This window comes from Geobacillus thermodenitrificans subsp. thermodenitrificans DSM 465, assembly GCF_000496575.1.
GTDB lineage: Bacteria > Bacillota > Bacilli > Bacillales > Anoxybacillaceae > Geobacillus > Geobacillus thermodenitrificans.
This window is the reverse complement of sequence record NZ_AYKT01000013.1, coordinates 1-18,456: the sequence shown is the minus strand read 5'-3', so window position 1 is coordinate 18,456 and position 18,456 is coordinate 1. Positions and strand designations below refer to the sequence as shown.

The 18,456-nt window shown below is 49.2% G+C and carries 15 protein-coding genes; 3 read left to right on the top strand and 12 right to left on the bottom strand.

Annotated elements, in window-relative coordinates:
* Window positions 1–3: 3 nt before the first annotated feature.
* On the bottom strand, window positions 4–960 hold the full coding sequence (locus DSM465_RS0112910; protein ID WP_011886925.1) for a methyl-accepting chemotaxis protein: 957 nt from the start codon (window positions 958–960) through the stop codon (window positions 4–6).
* 288 nt (window positions 961–1,248) lie between these two features.
* On the opposite strand from DSM465_RS0112910, the gene ric reads away from it, so the two are divergent.
* A complete protein-coding gene (ric, locus tag DSM465_RS0112905) occupies window positions 1,249–1,956 on the top strand; it encodes an iron-sulfur cluster repair di-iron protein (protein ID WP_011886924.1) in 708 nt (235 codons plus the stop codon).
* A gap of 101 nt (window positions 1,957–2,057) precedes the next feature.
* On the opposite strand, the gene moaA is transcribed toward ric, so the two are convergent.
* Window positions 2,058–3,083: a GTP 3',8-cyclase MoaA gene (gene moaA, locus DSM465_RS0112900; RefSeq protein ID WP_029761520.1), complete on the bottom strand. Its 1,026-nt coding sequence runs from the start codon at window positions 3,081–3,083 to the stop codon at window positions 2,058–2,060.
* A gap of 54 nt (window positions 3,084–3,137) precedes the next feature.
* Entirely contained in the window at window positions 3,138–3,800 is a 663-nt protein-coding gene (modB, locus tag DSM465_RS0112895; RefSeq protein ID WP_029761519.1) for a molybdate ABC transporter permease subunit, read from the bottom strand.
* A 223-nt stretch (window positions 3,801–4,023) separates the two neighbouring features.
* Here modB and DSM465_RS0112890 point away from each other — a divergent pair, with 223 nt between their 5' ends.
* A complete protein-coding gene (locus DSM465_RS0112890) occupies window positions 4,024–4,734 on the top strand; it encodes a Crp/Fnr family transcriptional regulator (RefSeq protein ID WP_008879012.1) in 711 nt (236 codons plus the stop codon).
* A gap of 67 nt (window positions 4,735–4,801) precedes the next feature.
* Here the strand turns inward: DSM465_RS0112890 and narI are convergent, their stop codons facing one another.
* Genes narI through DSM465_RS0112865 form a run of 5 tightly spaced genes read right to left on the bottom strand, consistent with a single transcriptional unit; the run spans window position 4,802 to window position 11,670 of the window.
* Window positions 4,802–5,494, bottom strand: coding sequence for a respiratory nitrate reductase subunit gamma (gene narI, locus DSM465_RS0112885; protein ID WP_029761518.1), 693 nt, complete (start codon window positions 5,492–5,494; stop codon window positions 4,802–4,804).
* Entirely contained in the window at window positions 5,491–6,051 is a 561-nt protein-coding gene (gene narJ, locus DSM465_RS0112880) for a nitrate reductase molybdenum cofactor assembly chaperone (protein WP_011886920.1), read from the bottom strand. Before narJ ends, narI begins: the two co-directional genes overlap by 4 nt.
* Window positions 6,026–7,558, bottom strand: a complete 1,533-nt coding sequence (gene narH / locus DSM465_RS0112875) for a nitrate reductase subunit beta (RefSeq protein ID WP_011886919.1) — start codon at window positions 7,556–7,558, stop codon at window positions 6,026–6,028. Before narH ends, narJ begins: the two co-directional genes overlap by 26 nt.
* Complete coding sequence (locus tag DSM465_RS0112870; RefSeq protein ID WP_029761517.1) at window positions 7,548–11,231, bottom strand: nitrate reductase subunit alpha; 3,684 nt, start codon at window positions 11,229–11,231, stop codon at window positions 7,548–7,550. The genes narH and DSM465_RS0112870 overlap by 11 nt, the downstream gene beginning before the upstream one ends.
* Before the next feature lie 31 nt (window positions 11,232–11,262).
* Window positions 11,263–11,670 (bottom strand): hypothetical protein, encoded by a 408-nt coding sequence (locus tag DSM465_RS0112865; RefSeq protein WP_011886917.1) that lies wholly within the window; start codon window positions 11,668–11,670, stop codon window positions 11,263–11,265.
* A gap of 180 nt (window positions 11,671–11,850) precedes the next feature.
* Between DSM465_RS0112865 and ilvB the strand changes: the two genes are divergently transcribed.
* The gene (gene ilvB, locus DSM465_RS0112860; protein WP_029761516.1) at window positions 11,851–13,524 is read left to right on the top strand and encodes a biosynthetic-type acetolactate synthase large subunit; all 1,674 of its coding nucleotides are present in this window, start codon (window positions 11,851–11,853) and stop codon (window positions 13,522–13,524) included.
* A gap of 152 nt (window positions 13,525–13,676) precedes the next feature.
* Here ilvB and DSM465_RS0112855 read toward each other — a convergent pair whose 3' ends face one another.
* The 4 genes from DSM465_RS0112855 to DSM465_RS18380 all read right to left on the bottom strand — a co-directional run.
* A complete protein-coding gene (locus DSM465_RS0112855) occupies window positions 13,677–14,735 on the bottom strand; it encodes a multicopper oxidase domain-containing protein (protein ID WP_008879019.1) in 1,059 nt (352 codons plus the stop codon).
* A gap of 299 nt (window positions 14,736–15,034) precedes the next feature.
* Window positions 15,035–16,210, bottom strand: a complete 1,176-nt coding sequence (locus DSM465_RS0112850) for an MFS transporter (protein ID WP_008879020.1) — start codon at window positions 16,208–16,210, stop codon at window positions 15,035–15,037.
* A gap of 903 nt (window positions 16,211–17,113) precedes the next feature.
* A complete protein-coding gene (locus DSM465_RS0112845; RefSeq protein ID WP_008879021.1) occupies window positions 17,114–17,416 on the bottom strand; it encodes a contact-dependent growth inhibition system immunity protein in 303 nt (100 codons plus the stop codon).
* Between the two features lie 20 nt (window positions 17,417–17,436).
* Window positions 17,437–18,456 (bottom strand): RNase A-like domain-containing protein (locus tag DSM465_RS18380; protein ID WP_035498517.1); only part of this gene is annotated, 1,020 nt, incomplete at its 5' end.

Below are 18,456 nucleotides of genomic sequence, written 5' to 3'. Positions count from 1 at the left end.
CTTTTAACGTTGTTGCCATTGTTGCAGCTGTTTGATGCCTTCTGCCAACTTTTCATCAACAACACTCGCATCGGCAATATGTCGCAAAATCATCTCCCGCGTTTCGCTGAACAAAGAGGCCGATTGTTCGAGCTCTTGCATCACTTCATCCGCATAGCGGTATTGTTCTTGAATATAGTTTAGCACGTCCTTGGCCCGATTTTCGACTTGATCGATCAGCTCCCTCATCGCCGACCATTTGCGAGCTGTATGGATGCTCATTTGGACAACCGTTTCGATCAAAGACGAAATAGCTTCCGTCTGCTCTAGCGACCGCTCAATTTCCTGCTGCACGGCATCGGTTAACTGATGAATCGTTTCCGTGCTGTCCGCCGTATGCTCAGCCAACTTTCTCACTTCAGCAGCGACGACGGAAAACCCTTTTCCATGCTCCCCGGCACGGGCGGCTTCGATCGAGGCATTTAATGCAATCAAATTTGTCTGTCCAGCGATTTCTTTAATTACTTTCACAATTTGTTCAATCTCTTGCGAACGGCCGCGCAACCGATACATTGCGGCCGACGTCGCCTCCATCTCGCTGCCGAGCTGCCCCATCGCCTTCTCCATTTCCCCTGACATGCGGATGCCTTCTTTTGCTGCCGCGACCATCTGGCCAGCTGTCTCCGCCAACGAGTTTCCTTGTTCGCACAGACGGTCGGAGATCGCGTATGATGACTTGCTGAGCGTACTGACATTATCGACTTTTTCTTTCGTTCGGTCAACGAGTCGGCCTAATGCATGATGTTGTCCGTTGACCACCTCATGTTGATGAACGATTTCCTGCAACTCCCCGAGCAAGCCGGCCACCGTCTCGTGAATCGATTCCTTCTGTCTAGTGAGCTGGTCTTTCATCTCGGCGATTTGTTGCTCTAGCTTCGCTTTTTCCTCCTCCCACTGCCGTCCTTTCACCAACGGCCACATACCCGTCTCCCCTTTTTCTGTTTATGGAACTCATTCTTTTGTCAAAATGTTGTATGTTACCTACTGAGCATGTATTCTTTCGATTATGAAGCGGACACTTCCTTCCATAAGCAGTCAGCAAAAGTCCGCTTTTCTTTATTGTACGATAAAGAAGAAGAAGGCTGTTGTGATGTTTATCACACGCAACACTGTCCACTTTTTTTCGTATATGTGAGATCCATCACAACACCTTAGCGGCAAACACGTTATGCTGAAACTGTAACGATTTGATCAATGGAGGGATCCGAAATGGAACAGCGTTTTACCGAACAATCGTTGATTGGTGATATTGTTACGCAATTTCCGAAAGCAGCCGACTTATTTAAAGCACGACGCATTGATTTTTGCTGCGGCGGACAACGCCCGTTAAAAGAAGCCATTGAAGAGCGCGGACTTGATGGCGAAGCGCTCCTTCGCGAGCTGAACGCCCTTTATGCGGAGGCACAAAACAAGCCGACTGGAAACTGGAGCGAAGCGCCGCTGACCGACTTGGTCGATCATATCGTCAGCACACACCACCGCTATTTGAACGAAGAACTGCCGCAGCTCAGCCCATATGTCACAAAAGTATTGCGCGTACACGGCATGCACCACCCGCACCTTTCTCGCGTGCATAAACTGTTCCATGAGTTAAAAACGGAGCTTGAGCAACACTTGATTAAAGAAGAAACAGGAGCTTTTCCGCTCATTTTACAATTTGCCGACAACCCATCGCCGGAAAACCGAGAGGCGGTCGAGCGGGCCGTTCGCGAACTCGTCAATGAACATGACGCAGCCGGCGATTTGATCAAAGAAATTCGCGAAATCACAAACGACTTCACCCCGCCGGAAGACGCGTGCGGCACATATCGGCTCGTTTACAGCCGACTCGCGGCGCTCGAAGAAGATTTGTTTACCCACATCCATTTAGAAAACAACGTCCTCTTCCCGCGCGTGTTGGCAGCGGTGAAGGCGTAAGCAAGCCAAACCATTCCCCCATTTCTAAGGTAAAGGCAGGCGCGTCGAGCGATAAAAAGCGGGGCTGCTTCTTCGATGGAAAGAGCAGCCCCGCTTCTTTGTTACCCCCCAATATACGACATTTCAATTTTCACCCGTTGTTTCGCCGTTTCTTCCGTCCGTTCTTCTGAATAGCGGTCTGTCCGCTGGTTCCAAACCGCGGTGATTAACGACTTCAGTTCCTCTTTCGTTGCCCCAGCGCGCAGTTTATCTTTCAACGACACGCCTTTCGAGGCAAACAAACACGTATACAGCTTCCCGTCTGCAGAAATGCGCGCTCTTGTGCAGCTTCGACAAAACGTTTCCGTCACTGAGGCGATGAAACCGACTTCCACCTCCGTGCCGACGTAGCGGTAGCGGCTCGCCACCTCGCCGAAATACGCTTTTTCGATCGGTTCGAGCGGATGCATGGCGTTGATTTGCTCATACATCTCTTTTTTCGTCACGACATGGGAGTAATCCCAGCCGTTGGTCGTGCCGACGTCCATAAATTCAATCAAGCGGAGCGGAATGCCTAAGTCTTTAAAATACGACGCCATCGGCACGATTTGCGAGTCATTCCACCCTTTTTTGACGACCATGTTCACTTTGACGCCGAGTCCCGCCGCCCGGGCGGCTTCAATGCCTTTTAACACAGGAGCGACGCCGACGCCGATGCCGTTCATTTTGCGGAAAATATCATCATCTAACGCATCCAAGCTGACGTTGACGCGCTTCAACCCGGCTTCTTTCAACCGCTGCGCCCATTTCACTAAATGAACACCGTTGGTCGTCAAGCCGATATCGCGCAGGCCGGGAATCGCAGACAGCCGGGCAACAAGCGCGTCCAAATCACGCCTTAAGAGCGGTTCGCCCCCTGTCAGGCGGATTTTTTCGACGCCAAGCTCAACAAAACATTCCGATAGAAGCGCCATTTCCTCGACCGTCAACAGCTCGCCTTCCGCCAAAAAGCGAAAATTCGGCCCGAACACTTCGGCCGGCATGCAATAGATGCAGCGAAAGTTACATTGGTCGATCACCGATAACCGCAAATCGCGAAGCGGGCGGGACAGGCGGTCCATGACGTTCGTTCGGTTGCGCTCGCTCATCTCGCTCCCTCCTTTCTGTTTCGTTTGCCGCACAATGTTGTCAAGCGGCTTTTTTTATTCCCGTAAACGACCAAGTTTCGTCGCAAAGACCAACAAACTAAATGACAATTCGATCGTGACCGCTACCCATGCCCATGCTAACTCCATCCTTCCCGATTCCATGGCCATGTAGACGGCAGTCGGGATCGTTTGCGTTTTTCCCGGAATATTGCCGGCAAACATGAGCGTTGCGCCAAACTCCCCGAGGCTGCGGGCAAACGACAGCACCGCCCCGGATAATAACGCGTGTCTGGCAAGCGGCAGCGAAATATGCCAAAAGACTTGGCGCTCATTCGCCCCATCGATGCGCGCCGCCCCTTCAATGGTTGGATCGACCGCTTCGAGCCCGGTTTTGGCCGCCTGATACATGAGCGGGAATGACACAACCACGGCGGCCATCACCGCCGCGCCGGGCGTAAACAGTATAGTGGTGTGAAACGACGATTCTATCCATTGGCCAATGGGGCTATGTCGGCCAAACAAGACGACGAGCAAAAAACCGACGACCGACGGCGGCAGCACCAACGGCAGCATAAATACCGTCTCCACCACTGTCTTGCCGCGAAACCGACGGCGCGCCATCCATCTCGCTGCCGCTGTCCCTAAGACCGCGACAATCAAGCCGGCGAGAAGCGATACTTTTATCGATAACCAAACTGGTGACCAAAACGCTGTCATGAATCAACCTCTCTTTGCCACATCCCCATCTACTATACGGAAACAAGCAGACAAACGCTGTGACACTACTCACAATGATTGTATCATAGGAGTGGGAAAATCCGGTTTAGAAAAATTTGTGACAACCTGCACAAAAAAAGTGGCAAAGGGTGATTTTTTTCACTCTGTCTCTGCTGTGATTTTTTTTACAATAGAATTAGCCGAACAAATGGAGGTGTCAATCATGGAACGGCAAAGCCGCACAGCGGCGAACCGCGATTTTTCCCTCTTGCGCTCATGGCTGCAATCGTCGAAAAAAGTGATCCCGCTTCGCAAACATTCGTTTTTATTTCAAGAAGGGATGCCCGCCAATGAGCTGTATTTGATTCTGTCCGGCAAGGTGCAAGTAAGCAAAATTTGTCCGGACGGAAAAGAAATGTGTTTCCGCATTTGTGGAAGCGGGGAAATTGTCGGCGAACTGACGCTGTTTACGGACGATCCACGTTATTTATTGACCGCCAAAGTGATTGAACCGGGTGAAGCAGCGGTAATGAATAAAAATGAATTAGAAGAGCAGTTGCTGATCAATCCCACCCTTACCCTTGAATATATGCGCTGGATCAGCAAGCATGCCCGACGGACGCAAACAAAGTTTCGTGACTTGATTATGAACGGCAAAAAAGGGGCGCTCTATTCAACACTTATTCGCTTATGCAACAGTTATGGCGTCCCGCTTGAAGACGGAAGCATCTTCATTGATTTAACGTTAAAAAACCAAGACTTGGCCAACTTTTGCGGCACGACGCGTGAAAGCGTCAATCGGATGCTCAATGCATTAAAGCAAGACGGAATTATTTCGATGAAGCGAGGGAAAATTACTGTTCACGACTTGAACTATTTAAAAACGGAAATCCAATGTGAAGACTGCCCGCCAGACATTTGTTGCATTGAATAAAATGAACAAAACTTAGAGGGCTGTCCTAAAAGAGTTACCCCCCTTTATGGACAGCCCTGCTTTTTCCCTAAATTTTTTTCGCCCGCATCCGGCGATAGACGACGTAATGCCGGTTTAAATATGTCAGCGGGATACTCCACACATGCACGAGACGGGTAAACGGCCAAATGCCAAATAACAGCAAGGCGGAGAGAATATGAATTTGAAATCCAATCGGCGCATCACTGACAAGCTGCGGCAGCGGCCGAAACGTTAAAAGACCGCGAAACCAAGGGCCAATCGTATCTCGATAATCGAACGTTCCCCCGGTCGCTGTATATCCGACCGTATTTGTAAACCCTGTCAAAATGACAATCGTTAGGAGCAGCAATACAACGAGATCGCTTTTGCTGCTATGGCGGAGAAGGCGGCGAACGCTAAACCGGCGCCATAAAAGCAATACTACCCCAATTACAGTCGCAACCCCGGCAGCGCCGCCAAACCAGACCGCCCCAAAATGATACATCTCCTCGGTAATCCCGATTGATTCATAAAACGTCTTCGGCACTAAAATGCCGGCGACATGGCCGAAAAACACAAAGAGAATGCCCCAGTGAAAAAGAACGCTTCCCCAACGCAACCGTCGTTTCTCAAGAAACTCACTTGACTTGGCCGACCAGCCAAATTGATCAGTATTGTAACGGTAAACGTGGCCAGCGACAAATAACGTCAACATGATATACGGATAGATCACCCAAAGAAACTGATCAAGCAGTGTCATGTGGCCTCCTCCGCTCTCATTGGAATATCCACCCCTCTTGTTTCCTCAAAGAAAGCAGCCATGCCGGCAAGGCAGCCGTCCAAAACAAAGAAATACGGGTGGTCGACCTCCTGCAACCTGTCCGCCAGCCCCTTGATGGCTTTCTGGTGGGCGAGAAGGACGTTTTTCGCATCGTTGACTGGGGCGACAGCGGCAAACTCAAGCATGAGCGGCAAATAATCTGGCAGCTCATCCCCTGTCAGTTCCAAACCAGCGCGCCGAAATGCTTCTTTTAGTTTTAACAGCGCTTGGCCGCGCTCTTTTTGATCGCCAAACAAGTAGTACGTGATATACATCGTCGTTCGATCGCTCAAATCAAACGTTCTCACATAGAGCTCACATAGCTCGTCAATCTCTTTTGTTTTCGCGTAGTCAAGAAACTGTAAAAACCGTTTGCGAGCGGTATGGTTGGCGAGCTGAGAAATTTCATAAAACAGCCGGTCGTCTTCGAGCCATTCTCGTTCCGGATATTGCAACAAAATGGAAGCAAGCTTAAATAGTTTCTGATGCTCTTCCATCCTCATCCCCCCAATAAAATTGGTAAAAACTTTCCGCATCATATCCAGAGCAGCCGGAACAAGACTCCATAAACGCATAGCCCGCTGTCCCTTGACTGTAAAACGCATTGCCGGCTTTCTCCCGATGGGAAGATGGAATGACATAGCGGTCGGAATATTTCGCGACAGCCGAAAGCTTATACATTTCCTTGACCGTATGTTCATCCATTCCGACTTTCTCGAGAATACTCCGGTCCGGTTCTTTTCCTAAGTTCACCGCCCGCATATAGCTGCGCATGGCCACCATTTTTTTCAACACCGTGCGGATGACCTCAGTGTCGCCGGCAGCCAACAAATTAGCCAAATACTCAATCGGGATGCGCATTTGGTCAATCGCCGGGAAAATCACATGCGGATGAATGTCGTCCAGTCCACCGTCAAACGCCCCCATGATCGGGCTGAGCGGTGGAATATACCAAACCATCGGCAACGTCCGGTATTCCGGATGAAGCGGGAGCGCGATCTTTTGCTCGACGGCAAGCTTATAAACCGGTGAGCGTTGCGCTGCTTCAATCCAATCGTCCGTATACCCCGCTTCACGTGCCGCTTCAATCACGTCCGGATCATACGGATTTAAAAAGATGCGCAAATGGGCGTGGTACAGCTCCTTTTCATCTTGGACCGAAGCGGCCGCCTCAACTTGATCCAAATCGTAAAACACAATGCCGATGTAACGGAGACGGCCGACGCACGTTTCTGAACAAACCGTCGGCAATCCTGCTTCAATACGCGGAAAACAAAATGTACATTTCTCTGCCTTATGCGTTTTCCAATTAAAGTACACTTTTTTATATGGACAGCCGGTCACACAAAACCGCCAACTCCGGCACGCATCATGATCAACGAGCACAATGCCGTCCTCATCTCGCTTATAAATCGCCCCTGATGGACAAGAAGAGACGCAAGGCGGGTTTAAACAATGTTCGCAAATGCGCGGCAAATACATCATAAATGTTTGTTCGAACTCAAATTTCACTTTCTCTTCAATGCCTCTTACGTTCGGGTCGCGTTTTCCTGTTTCATATACCCCGGCCAAATCGTCTTCCCAGTTCGGCCCCCACGTGATGTCCATGTATTCGCCAGTCAGCTGCGACTTAGGCCGGGCGACAGGCTGGTGCTCCCCTTCCGGGCGGTTGATCAGCTGTTCATAATCGTATGTCCAAGGCTCATAGTAATCGTCGATCACCGTCATATCGGGGTTGTAAAAAATGTTTAACAGTTTATTCACCCGGCCGCCAGCGCGTAGCTCGAGCTTCCCGTCTTTGAGCACCCAGCCTCCTTTATGCGCATCTTGGTTTTCCCATTCTTTCGGATAGCCGATGCCCGGTTTCGTTTCCACGTTGTTCCACCACATATATTCCGCCCCGGGACGATTCGTCCATGTATTGTTGCATGTAATGCTACACGTGTGGCAACCGATGCACTTGTCCAAATTCATGACCATCCCAAACTGCGCTCTAACTCTCAAGCCAATCCACTTCCCTTTTTTCAAGTTTGCGGATCATCACTTGCTCGTCCCGCTGGTTTCCTGTCGGCCCATAATAATTGAAGCCGTAGCTTAATTGCGCATAGCCTCCAATCATTTGCGTCGGTTTAACATGGATGCGGGTCGGACTGTTAAATGTGCCGCCGCGCAGTTTGCTAATTGGCGAGCCGGGCACGTTAATATGGCGTTCCTGCACGTGATACATAAACGCGACTCCACGCGGCAGGCGATGGCTGACGACTGCCCGGGCGATGACCACCCCATTGCGGTTGTACATTTCAATCCAGTCGTTGTCAGCAATGCCGGCTTCTGCGGCATCTTCTTTGTTCATCCAGACAGTCGGCCCGCCGCGGAACATCGTCAACATCGGCAGCGTATCCCAATATGTGCTGTGGTACGACCATTTAAAGTGCGGCGTCAAATAACGAAGTGTGATTTCTTTGCCACTGACACGCGGACGCCGGTCATGGTCGTAAAAAGCAAGCTTTCGAAGCGGCGCTTTAAACGTCGGCAATTCTTCCCCAAACTCAAACATAATTTCATGGTCTAAGTAGAAATGCTGCCTACCTGTCAACGTCCGCCAAGGAATCAATCGTTCGACGTTCGTCGTAAACGGAGAGTAGCGACGATTTCCGGTTTCGCTTCCGCTAAAGACAGGGGTCGTCAACACTTGCCGCGGTTGAGCAGTGATAGCCTGAAAGGTAATATGTTCCTCGGCTCGTTCAACGACTAAATCTTTTAACGGCTGCATCGTCTTTTTCTCCATTTCTCCCCACGCTTTGAGGGCCAAGGAACCGTTCGTTGTGCTTGAAAGAGCCAAAATGGCTTCTGCGGCATCCCGGTCTGTCAACAAACTCGGACAGTCTTGATACGGGCCTTCTAGCGCTGAAGAACCGAGCGTATCAAGCAGCCATTTGTATTCTTCCTTGGCATCCCAACTGAGCCCTTTCGCCCCGATTTGTTCACGGACGATCGGGCCAAGCGCCACAAACTTGTTGTATATTTCCTTATAATCCCGCTCTACAATATGCAGGCGCGGAAAATTCACTCCCGGAACCGGCTCTGTCGTTCCATCTTTCCAATCGTTTACCACCCCAAACGGCTGCGCGATCTCATCGCGTGTATCATGCAACAGCGGGGTAGCGACGACATCTGACACCGGCTTCGAAAAATAGTGGGCTGCCAGCTCAGAAAATGTTTTGGCCAAGCCTTTAAAAAAGTCCCAATCCGATTTTGCTTCCCAAGGTGGGGCAATGGCGGGATTGAACGGATGGACAAACGGGTGCATATCCGTGCTGCTGACATCATATTTCTCATACCACGTCGCCGCTGGAAGAACGATGTCCGAATATAGCCCGGTTCCGGCCATACGGAAATCAATGTTGACCATTAAATCCAGTTTGCCTTCCGGCGCGTTCTCATCCCAAACGATCTCGCTCGTTTTCAGGTCATCATTTTGTTCGCTTAAATTGGCATGATGGGTTCCGAGCAAATGTTTCAAAAAGTATTCGTGTCCTTTTGCTGAACTGCCGATGAGGTTTCCGCGCCAGACAAACATCACGCGTGGAAAATTGACCGGATCGGACGGATTTTCAATGGCAAACTTGATGTTCCCTTTTTTAATTTGCTCAACGACATACTGAACAGCTTCTTCATTCGTCTTCGCATTTGCCTGTTCCACTAGCGCAATACTATTGGCATTAAACTGCGGATAAGATGGAAGCCAGCCTAGCCGGGCAGCCAAATAGTTGTAATCACCACCATGTTCGTAACGCGGCTTGTCGACGAGCGGGGAGACGTGTTCATCCATGCTTTGATCTTCATACTTCCACTGTTCGGTGACAAAGTAGAAAAACGACGTCCCGTTTTGCAGTCGCGGCGGGCCTCCCCAGTCGCGAGCCATGGCAATCGTCTGCCAACCCTCGAGCGGGCGTACTTTTTCTTGGCCGACATAATGAGCCCAACCGCCCCCGTTGACTCCTTGTGATCCGGTTAACAAGACAAGATTTAAAATCGCCCGGTAGATGGTATCGGAGTGATACCAATGATTAATGCCGGATCCCATGACGATCATGGAACGGCCTTTTGAATCGAGAGCGTTTTGGGCAAACTCGCGGGCGATTTGCGCCGCCGTCTTTCGATCAATGCCAGTAATCGCTTCCTGCCATGCCGGCGTGTATGGCTTCATGTCATCGTAGTCAGTCGGATAATCACCAGGCAGCCCACGGTTGACGCCCATTTTGGCAAGCAATAAGTCAAATACTGTCGTGACGTACACCGTCTCTCCGTTTTGCTCGATCGCTTTGACCGGCACCCCTCGTTCGAGCACTGTTTTGTTTCCTGCTTCAAAGTGTGGAAACTGCACGATGACAGTATCGTCTTGCTGGCCAAGGAACGTTAAAGCCGGCTGAATTCCCATTCGTTTATTGTCTATATCGTTTAGTTGCAAATTCCAGTTCCCGTTGTTCTCCCAACGATGGCCAATCGTCCCATTAGGAACAGCAAACGTCTGTGATTGCTCATCCCAAACGATCGTTTTCCACTCTGCATACTGAAGCGGCATGCCAAGATCGCTCGCCCGCAAAAAGCGACCGGCCGCATAACGATCCCCATGCTTTTTCAGCATGACTAAAAACGGCAAATCGGTGTACTTTTTAACATAGTCAGTAAAATAATCAGCCGATTGATTGACATAAAACTCTTTCAAAATCACATGGGTCATCGCCATCGCCAGCGCTCCGTCCATCCCCGGCTGCACCGGCAGCCAGTTATCGGCGAACTTCACAAATTCGGCATAGTCAGGGCTAATAGCGACGACTTTTGTCCCCCGGTAGCGCACCTCAACGTAAAAATGGGCATCTGGGGTGCGTGTTTGCGGCAAGTTGGATCCCCAGACAATCATGTAGCTCGAGTTAAACCAGTCCGAACTTTCCGGGACGTCCGTCTGTTCCCCCCATATTTGCGGAGAAGCCGGCGGCAAATCGGCATACCAGTCATAAAAACTGAGCAATGCTCCGCCGATCAAATTCAAAAACCGCGCCCCGGCCGCGTAGCTGACCATCGACATCGCCGGAATCGGTGAAAACCCGAAAATGCGATCCGGCCCGTATTTTTGAATCGTATAAATAAGCGATGCGGCGATCATCGTATAAACATCATCCCATTTCGCCCGTACGAATCCTCCTTTTCCACGGGCGCGTTTGTACCGTTTCGCTTTTTCCGGGTCCTCGACAATCGACTTCCACGCAGCCACAGGGTCTCCTTCTTGTTGCAGCGCTTCTTTCCAAAGCCTCAACAGCGCCCCGCGCACATACGGATAGCGGACGCGAAGCGGACTGTATATATACCAGGAAAAACTCGCTCCCCTCGGACAGCCGCGCGGCTCATATTCCGGCATATCGGGTCCTGTTGTCGGATAGTCGGTTTGCTGCGTTTCCCATGCGATAATGCCGTCTTTTACATGCACTTTCCAACTGCATGAGCCTGTGCAGTTGACCCCATGGGTTGTGCGAACCACTTTATCATGCTGCCAGCGGCGGCGGTATGTTTTCTCTGCGTCCCGTCCGTATGGCGACAACTCGGCATGGCTAGCGATTTTTTCCGACCGCCCGAAGTATTTCAGTTTGCGCAAAAGCGGGGCAGGTTTTTCGTTCATTTTGGTTTATCTCTCCTTTCTTTCCCTTGAACTAAAAGAGCAATGCCTCTTCATCAGCGCTATGGATGCGGTTAATGTGAAGCAATGCGTGAAAGCGGGTCAACACCTCGCGGTCAATCTGTTCTGACAACCGCTGCCTAATTTCAGCAATCAACGTTCTCATCATGTCATGGTCACGTTTGAGCTGCGCGATCGTTTCGGACAACTCCTTTCTCTCCTCTGCTTTTTCGCGGTAAAAGCCCTCTTCTTCCGCTTCAGCGTGGGCGATGATCCGTTTCTCCCAATGCTCCGCAAGGGCATCAGCCACTTCAGCCGCATGCTCGTAACGCCCATCCGTATACAACGTTTCCAGCAATTCGGTCAGACGCTTCGCTTCGACAAAGGCGCCATGATGAATAGAACGGTGCGCTTCCAATTTCCGTAGTGACGGCCCACTCATTTCATCATCTCACTTCCTTATTTGCACCGATTTTCTCTTCTCACCTATATTTTCCAAACGCCTAATCACTTATGCAAAAACAGAAAAAGATATCCCTTATACCCTAATGTGATGATATTCACATACAGTGCTCACATCCGTTGTTTAAAATGTAAGAAAATTAAAAAAGGAAGTGGAAACATGGTTCATCTTCCCACACGTCTCGGGGCTGATGTACTTGTTGAATCGTTAGCCGTTCAAGGGATCGCCCATATGTTTGGCTGCTGCCATGAAAGCATGCTGCCTGTACGCCATGTGCTAAACCACCATCCAGGCCTGTCATATATCGAAATGAAACACGAACAGGCGGCTGTTCATGCCGCTGATGGCTATGCCCGCGCTTCAGGGAAGCTCGGCGTGGCAATCATCGGGGCAGGAGTCACAAACGGCATTACCGGAATCACCACCGCATTAAGCGATTCTATACCGCTGCTTGCCATTATTGGACGGCCTTCACCGGAAGAGCATTTATACGCTCCCGATCTCGACATGTTGAGTCTTTGTACACCAGTGACGAAATACTATTTGCAAGTAAGCAAGATCAATGATATTCCATCCACTATTCAGCGCGCTTACGAAATCGCGCTCGATGGCAGGCCGGGACCGGTGACGGTGGAAATTCCCACCCATCTCCTCCACCAGGAAACGGCGGAGGCGTACCCGATGCAAAAAGCCGTACTTCCGAAGCCGAAAAACATTCGGAGAAAATCGCTCGAAGCGGCCATCACCGCCATTGAAAACGCCAAAAAGCCAGTCTTGTTTATCGGCGGTGGGGTCATTCATTCCGGCGCTTCGGAGTGGGTGCGCGAGGTGGCCACGCAAAGCCAAATCCCTGTCGTCAGTTCCCTGATGGGAATCGGTGCCTTCGATAAAACGAACCCGCTCTACTTAGGAATGGTGGGGATGCACGGAACATACGCGGCCAACAAGGCGGTTCATCAATGTGATGTATTGATTTGTGTCGGCGTGCGCTTCAGCGATCGGGTAACGGGGAAAATTAGCGGGTTTTCACCGAAGTCGAAAAAAATTCACGTCGATATTGACGCTGCGGAAATCAATAAAAATATCCATGTTGATGTTCCGATTGTCGGGGATGCAACACAATTTTTCCGCTCTTTAGCCGGTCGGCTTCGTTACCCGCTCGTTCGGGAACATACGAAAGACTGGGTGGCAGAGGTAACAAAATGGCAGCGGACAGTGCCCCGTTTCGATACATCGACGAGCCGCTTAAAGCCTCAAAACGTAATTCGCCTGCTCTCAGCTTTGACGGAAGAAGACGCCATTGTCGTTACCGATGTCGGGCAACACCAAATATGGACGGCCCACCACTATACATTTACAAAACCACGGACATTTTTAACGTCAGGTGGGCTCGGAACGATGGGGTATGGACTTCCGGCAGCCATTGGCGCCGCTGTCGCCTCTCCGGGCAAGAAGGTGATTTGTATCAGCGGGGATGGCAGCTTTCAAATGAATGTACAAGAGATGATGACCGCCGTCGCCTACAAACTTCCAATTAAAATCGCCGTTTTGAATAATGGCTACTTAGGAATGGTGCGTCAATGGCAGGAACTGTTTTACCAAAAGCGTTATTCAGCAGTGAAGATTACATCCCCCCATTTTGCTAAGCTTGCCGAAGCATACGGAGCCATAGGATATGCGGTCGATTCAGAAGAGGAAGCGGAAGATATCATAAAAAAAGCGTTAAAACATGATGGGCCAGTCTTGCTTGATTTCAATATTGCCGAGGAAGAAAACGTCTATCCGATCGTCCCTCCAGGGCAAAGCAACGAGCAAGCCATTTTGTCCCATTGACTTATCTGCATTGAAAAAGCGTCCGACAACTAGCTTGCGGACGCTTTTTTGACTGAAAGTGACGCATGTCACTTCATTTTCTCTTAACCATTTTATAATATAGGAAATATAAGGCTTTGGGCGGCATCCATCCTGTTTGGGAACGGGATCAATTAATGTCCGCTCGTTTCTGTGCCGTCGTCTTCGCCGGTTTCGGTTACCTTCAGCATGGCGACGGCTCCTTTTTGTGCATGATTAAACTGATGAGTAACGATCGGATACGTTCCCGGTCGAGTGACAGTAAATTCGACAACGGCACCGCCGCTCGCCGGAAGCATCACCGTCTGCATCCCTTGCAAATGATTGTTCGGGTTGCCATCAAGGTACACATCATCGAATACTGTACCAACAACATGGAATGAGCTTACTTCGTTCGGACCGACATTGTTGATATACAAGCGGATTTTCTCGCCGACTTTCGCCAATAATGGCTTTTCTTTAAGGGTAAATGTATCCCCGTTCGTATTTGGATCACCAGGTTTGAGCGCTTTGGACGAGAAGACGACATAGCTTGGCACACCGTTTTGGAAATCGTTCATATCGTTGTATTTATACCATTCATTTTGGATGAGCACATATTCACGATCTACTTCCTTGTCGGTCGGATAACCGTTTTTTGGCTTGACAATGATCACGCCGTGCATGCCGTTGGCGATATGCTGCAAGACTGGCTTCGTACCGCAATGGTACATAAACACACCTGGTTTATTTGCCGGATAGGTGAACGTTCCCGATTTGTTCGGCATCACATCAATAAAATCTTTTGACGGTGAAGCGTGAACGGCGTGAAAATCCATGCTGTGCGGGACGACCGGGTCCATATTTTTCAACGTAAAATGGATCGTATCCCCTTCATTGACAACGACGAGCGGTCCAGGAGCTTGACCGTTAAATGTCCATGCTTTGTAAATTTTCCCTTTGTCAATTTCAATGTCGGTGATTTGCGCTGTCATTTCGATGTGGACATCATGAGGGCCGACCCGCTCCATTTTTAACGGCACCGGCGCTTGATTCACCCCTTTGTGCGCCGCTATAACATTCGGCTCCGACTGTTGCGTGGCTGCCGTTTTGTTCTTGCTTTCTGCCTTCACCTGTTCCCCCCCGCTGTTGCACGCCGCTAAAAGTGAGGCGGCTAACACGGTCGACAACACTGCATATACATTTCGGTTCATCGTTCTTCCCCCCTCTAGCGAAATTCGTTTACACCTTGAGCGTACGCCATTTTCGCTTTCCCCCTAGTGATTTTTATCACCAATGAACACGCATATTTGAAGGGTTTGTGAAACAGTGAGCAATATGTTTTATCACTACTGTGAAAACGATAATGGGCGTTCTCACGTTGGCTAACGGAAAACCCTCCTTCGCCTCTTGATCATCTCCGCCTCCGTCACTTGTCTTTCTTTCGTTAAATCCGTCGTCTTCCCAAATGAAAAAGAGGCCAAAAGCACATGCTTTTGACCTCTTTAAGGTGTTACGATGCGTACCGATTTGCCGGTTCGCCTGCTTTTTTGCCAAAGACGATTCGATTCAATAAGAAGCAGATCAACGTAAATAAGCTAAGAAGCATAAACCCGAGCACGTAAGAACCAGTGACGTCTTTGATGATCCCCATTAAAATCGGCGGGAAAAAGCCGCCCAGTCCGCCCCAAGCGCCGACAAGACCAGTAACAGCCCCCGTTTCTGCCGGAAACAACTGTGGCACGAGTTTGAAGACCGCACCGTTTCCTAAGCCAGACATCACCGCTAACAACAGGCAGGCTGCCGTCATCACCCAAATGTTTTCCATCCAAAACGCGATCACTAATGCGCCGATTGTCATTCCAGCGTAGACGAACGTCAACACCCGCTCGGCGCCAATTTTATCGCCGAGGTTGCCGCCAACTGGTCGCGCAAGCGTAGCGAGTACGGTAAATCCAGCGGCACGCATCCCTGCATCGACCGGTGTCAACCCATACAAGTCAACGAGGAGCGACGGCAAGTAAATACCAAAAGCGACAAATGCTCCGAATGTGACAAAGTAAAACAGCGACAACGTCCACGTATGTTTATATTTCAGCACGGACAGCGATTCGCGCATCGTTTTTTGTTGCTTTGGTTTCGGCATATCCGGTGTGAAAAACCAAACGAGAATAAGCATGATGACGATCGGGATGATCATTCCCCAAAACGCCCACGAAACACCGAAAGCAGCAGCAATTGACGGAATGGAAAAGCTGGCCACTGCTGTGCCGAAGTTGCCCATCGCGTTAATCCCCAGCGCCGTCCCTTGCTTTTCCGGAGGAGTCAAGCGCGACACGAACGTTACCGAGATCGCGAACGATGTCCCGGCCATGCCGATGAAAAACGCCCAAAACATTAACATCGCATATGAATCCGCAAACCCCGCGCCAATGAGCGGCACGATTAAAAACAACAACAACAGGGAAAACAGCCTACGCCCGCCAATCCGGTCCGTCCAAATGCCAAGCGGCAGACGCATGATTGAACCAAGCAACACCGGAATGGCGACTAAAATACTTTTTTGTGTCGATGTCAACCCGTACATTTCTTGGAACGTGCTCGCCAGCGGCGAAAAGACGGCCCAAACAGCGAACGAAAACGTCATGGCTAATGTCGTAATCGGCAACAATGCTTTTTGTTTATTCATGAAAAGCCCTCCTTTTTCCTCCCGGACTCTACTTCCAAACGCTAGGCATCGTTTGTAGTTTCATCATACGTGACCGAGGGCGGAAAGTTTGTGATGTTTATCACATTTTTTATTGATGTCATGGTTTTGTCAAAATTGGCTTCCTAACTTTATTTTTGTGCTACACATACACTGTATGTATGAGAAAAACTAACAAATGGAATGTCCTAAAAGGCCATCTATCCTTAAGATCAACAAAAACATACATGGTCGGATCAATGATTTTTATCCTATATAGAGGAAAAAAATGCCCCATCCTTCGAGGGCATCCGACTAGTGAAAGGCTTTTTTGAACTGCTTCAAGGAATTCCATTTTACTGTAAATATCACGTTGGCTATGGAATCGCCATCACCTCTGCTCGCTCATTTGTGCGTCTTTCTTGCCTCATAAACAGCAGATAGGCGCTGCAAAGCAAATAAAGGTAACAGCCCAATAAGGGGACGGTTGCCTGCGGCCAAATGATCAAGTAAAACAAGGGGAAAAACAGTTATTATCCGTTCATCGCATCATCTTGGCGTTGGATAACGCATGCATTTATTATGCAAACATGGTCAAAGCGTTTTGGGGAGAGGAAGAATAATTTTTTCATCTTATTTATCTTCCACGTATTCGACGCAATTCACCCCGATTGAATGTTTGTGGAAATGACTAAAGAATGCGGTTAGGGCGAATGTATTTCATCAGGCTCAACATGATATACAACATTTGATCACTCGATTTGGAGATTACATCTCTGAACATCTCAAGAGATTCTACAACGCTTTGGGCATAGCGTGAGGAAAATGTTACCTTTCAAAGTCTGATATAAAAAAGAAACCTTGAAAGAGTTTTGACTCATTCAAGGCCCTTAATCATTTACTATTCTATTTTGTTTTTACAGCTTCCCTTAATTGTTCTACTACACTTTTTAGCCATTGGATTGGAGTCACTCCAAGGGCAGGAAAATATACCCCGTCTGCACAGTGTTGTATGTATTCATTCTTTTCATCATCTGAATACTCGCTATTAATGAATTCCGTTAAAAATGCAATCGCAGACTCAAGATATTCCTTACTTTCTTCTGTTAACAATTCTTGTAATGCTTCCTCAGGCGAATCAATGTCTTGATGAAACGTTCCAGCTAGAAACTGAAAAACTGGATCTCCCGGATTATTTTTGATCAGCAAGCATCTTACCCTCCATTCCGTTATTTAGTTGGATAACCAGTTAAAATAAAATTCCCTGCCCCATCTTTCTTTAATACTATCTTAGCATTTGTCATATTTTCAACTGTCGTCGAACCTCTTTGTACCCCGCGGCCAATAATTTCTGTACCTTGATAAGGCAGAACCAAAGTCGATTTCGCTTTTGGATTGCTTAACCATTCTTGGATCATTTTCTGGTTATTTGGATCGTTTAAAACTTCGCTGGCTACTCTTTCAGCCGTAGCTCGATCTTTGAAAGTCGATGCCCCTTTTATTTTAGGATTATCTTTTAAGCGTTGTAATAACTCTTCATCTGTCTTCCCAACATGTCTGGCAATTAGATGCCCGCCCCGAGCCTCATGTGCAGCTAATCCTCCTCCAGGAGCTAGAGGACTAAAATCTTTAGGTTTAACATTAGTCGTCCCCTTCTCAATCACATTATCGACTTTCTGAATCATATGGCGAGATACATCTTTCGCCTCATTCATCAACATCCGAGGCGCTGAACCCACTCCGGCATATACCGGCTGCATTGAAATGGAAGCGATGCTCTGCACTAATTGGTCCCATTGCGTCTTGAACAGGCGAGCGGTTTCCACCAATGGCGCTTTGATGACTTGATGGTAGATCCTTTGGAAGAACACTTTCACTTTATCATAACGCACGACATGCTTCACTTTCGACAGGGTAGAGGCGGTGTCGATCGCTTTCGCTCCCTTGGTCGCTGCTTTTCCTGCCATGCCGACTCCTTTTGCGGGAGGAGCAATCGACGCAATCAACATTCCTCCTGCCAACAGCCGATCACCAAACGATAGGCGCTCTCCAGTGACTGGGTCGTACTCCCCGAACACGCGTTGCAAGTCGTACCAACCAATCAGTTCTAATCCGAATTCCTTCATGTTGTCGGCCAGCGTTTGGTCGGCTTGACGCATCGCTGCGGCGGTGCGATACAACAGCTCTTCGGCTTCATTAAGCTTTTCTTCATAACGCCTCAGCCAATGAACGAGTTCATCCCTCAGCTC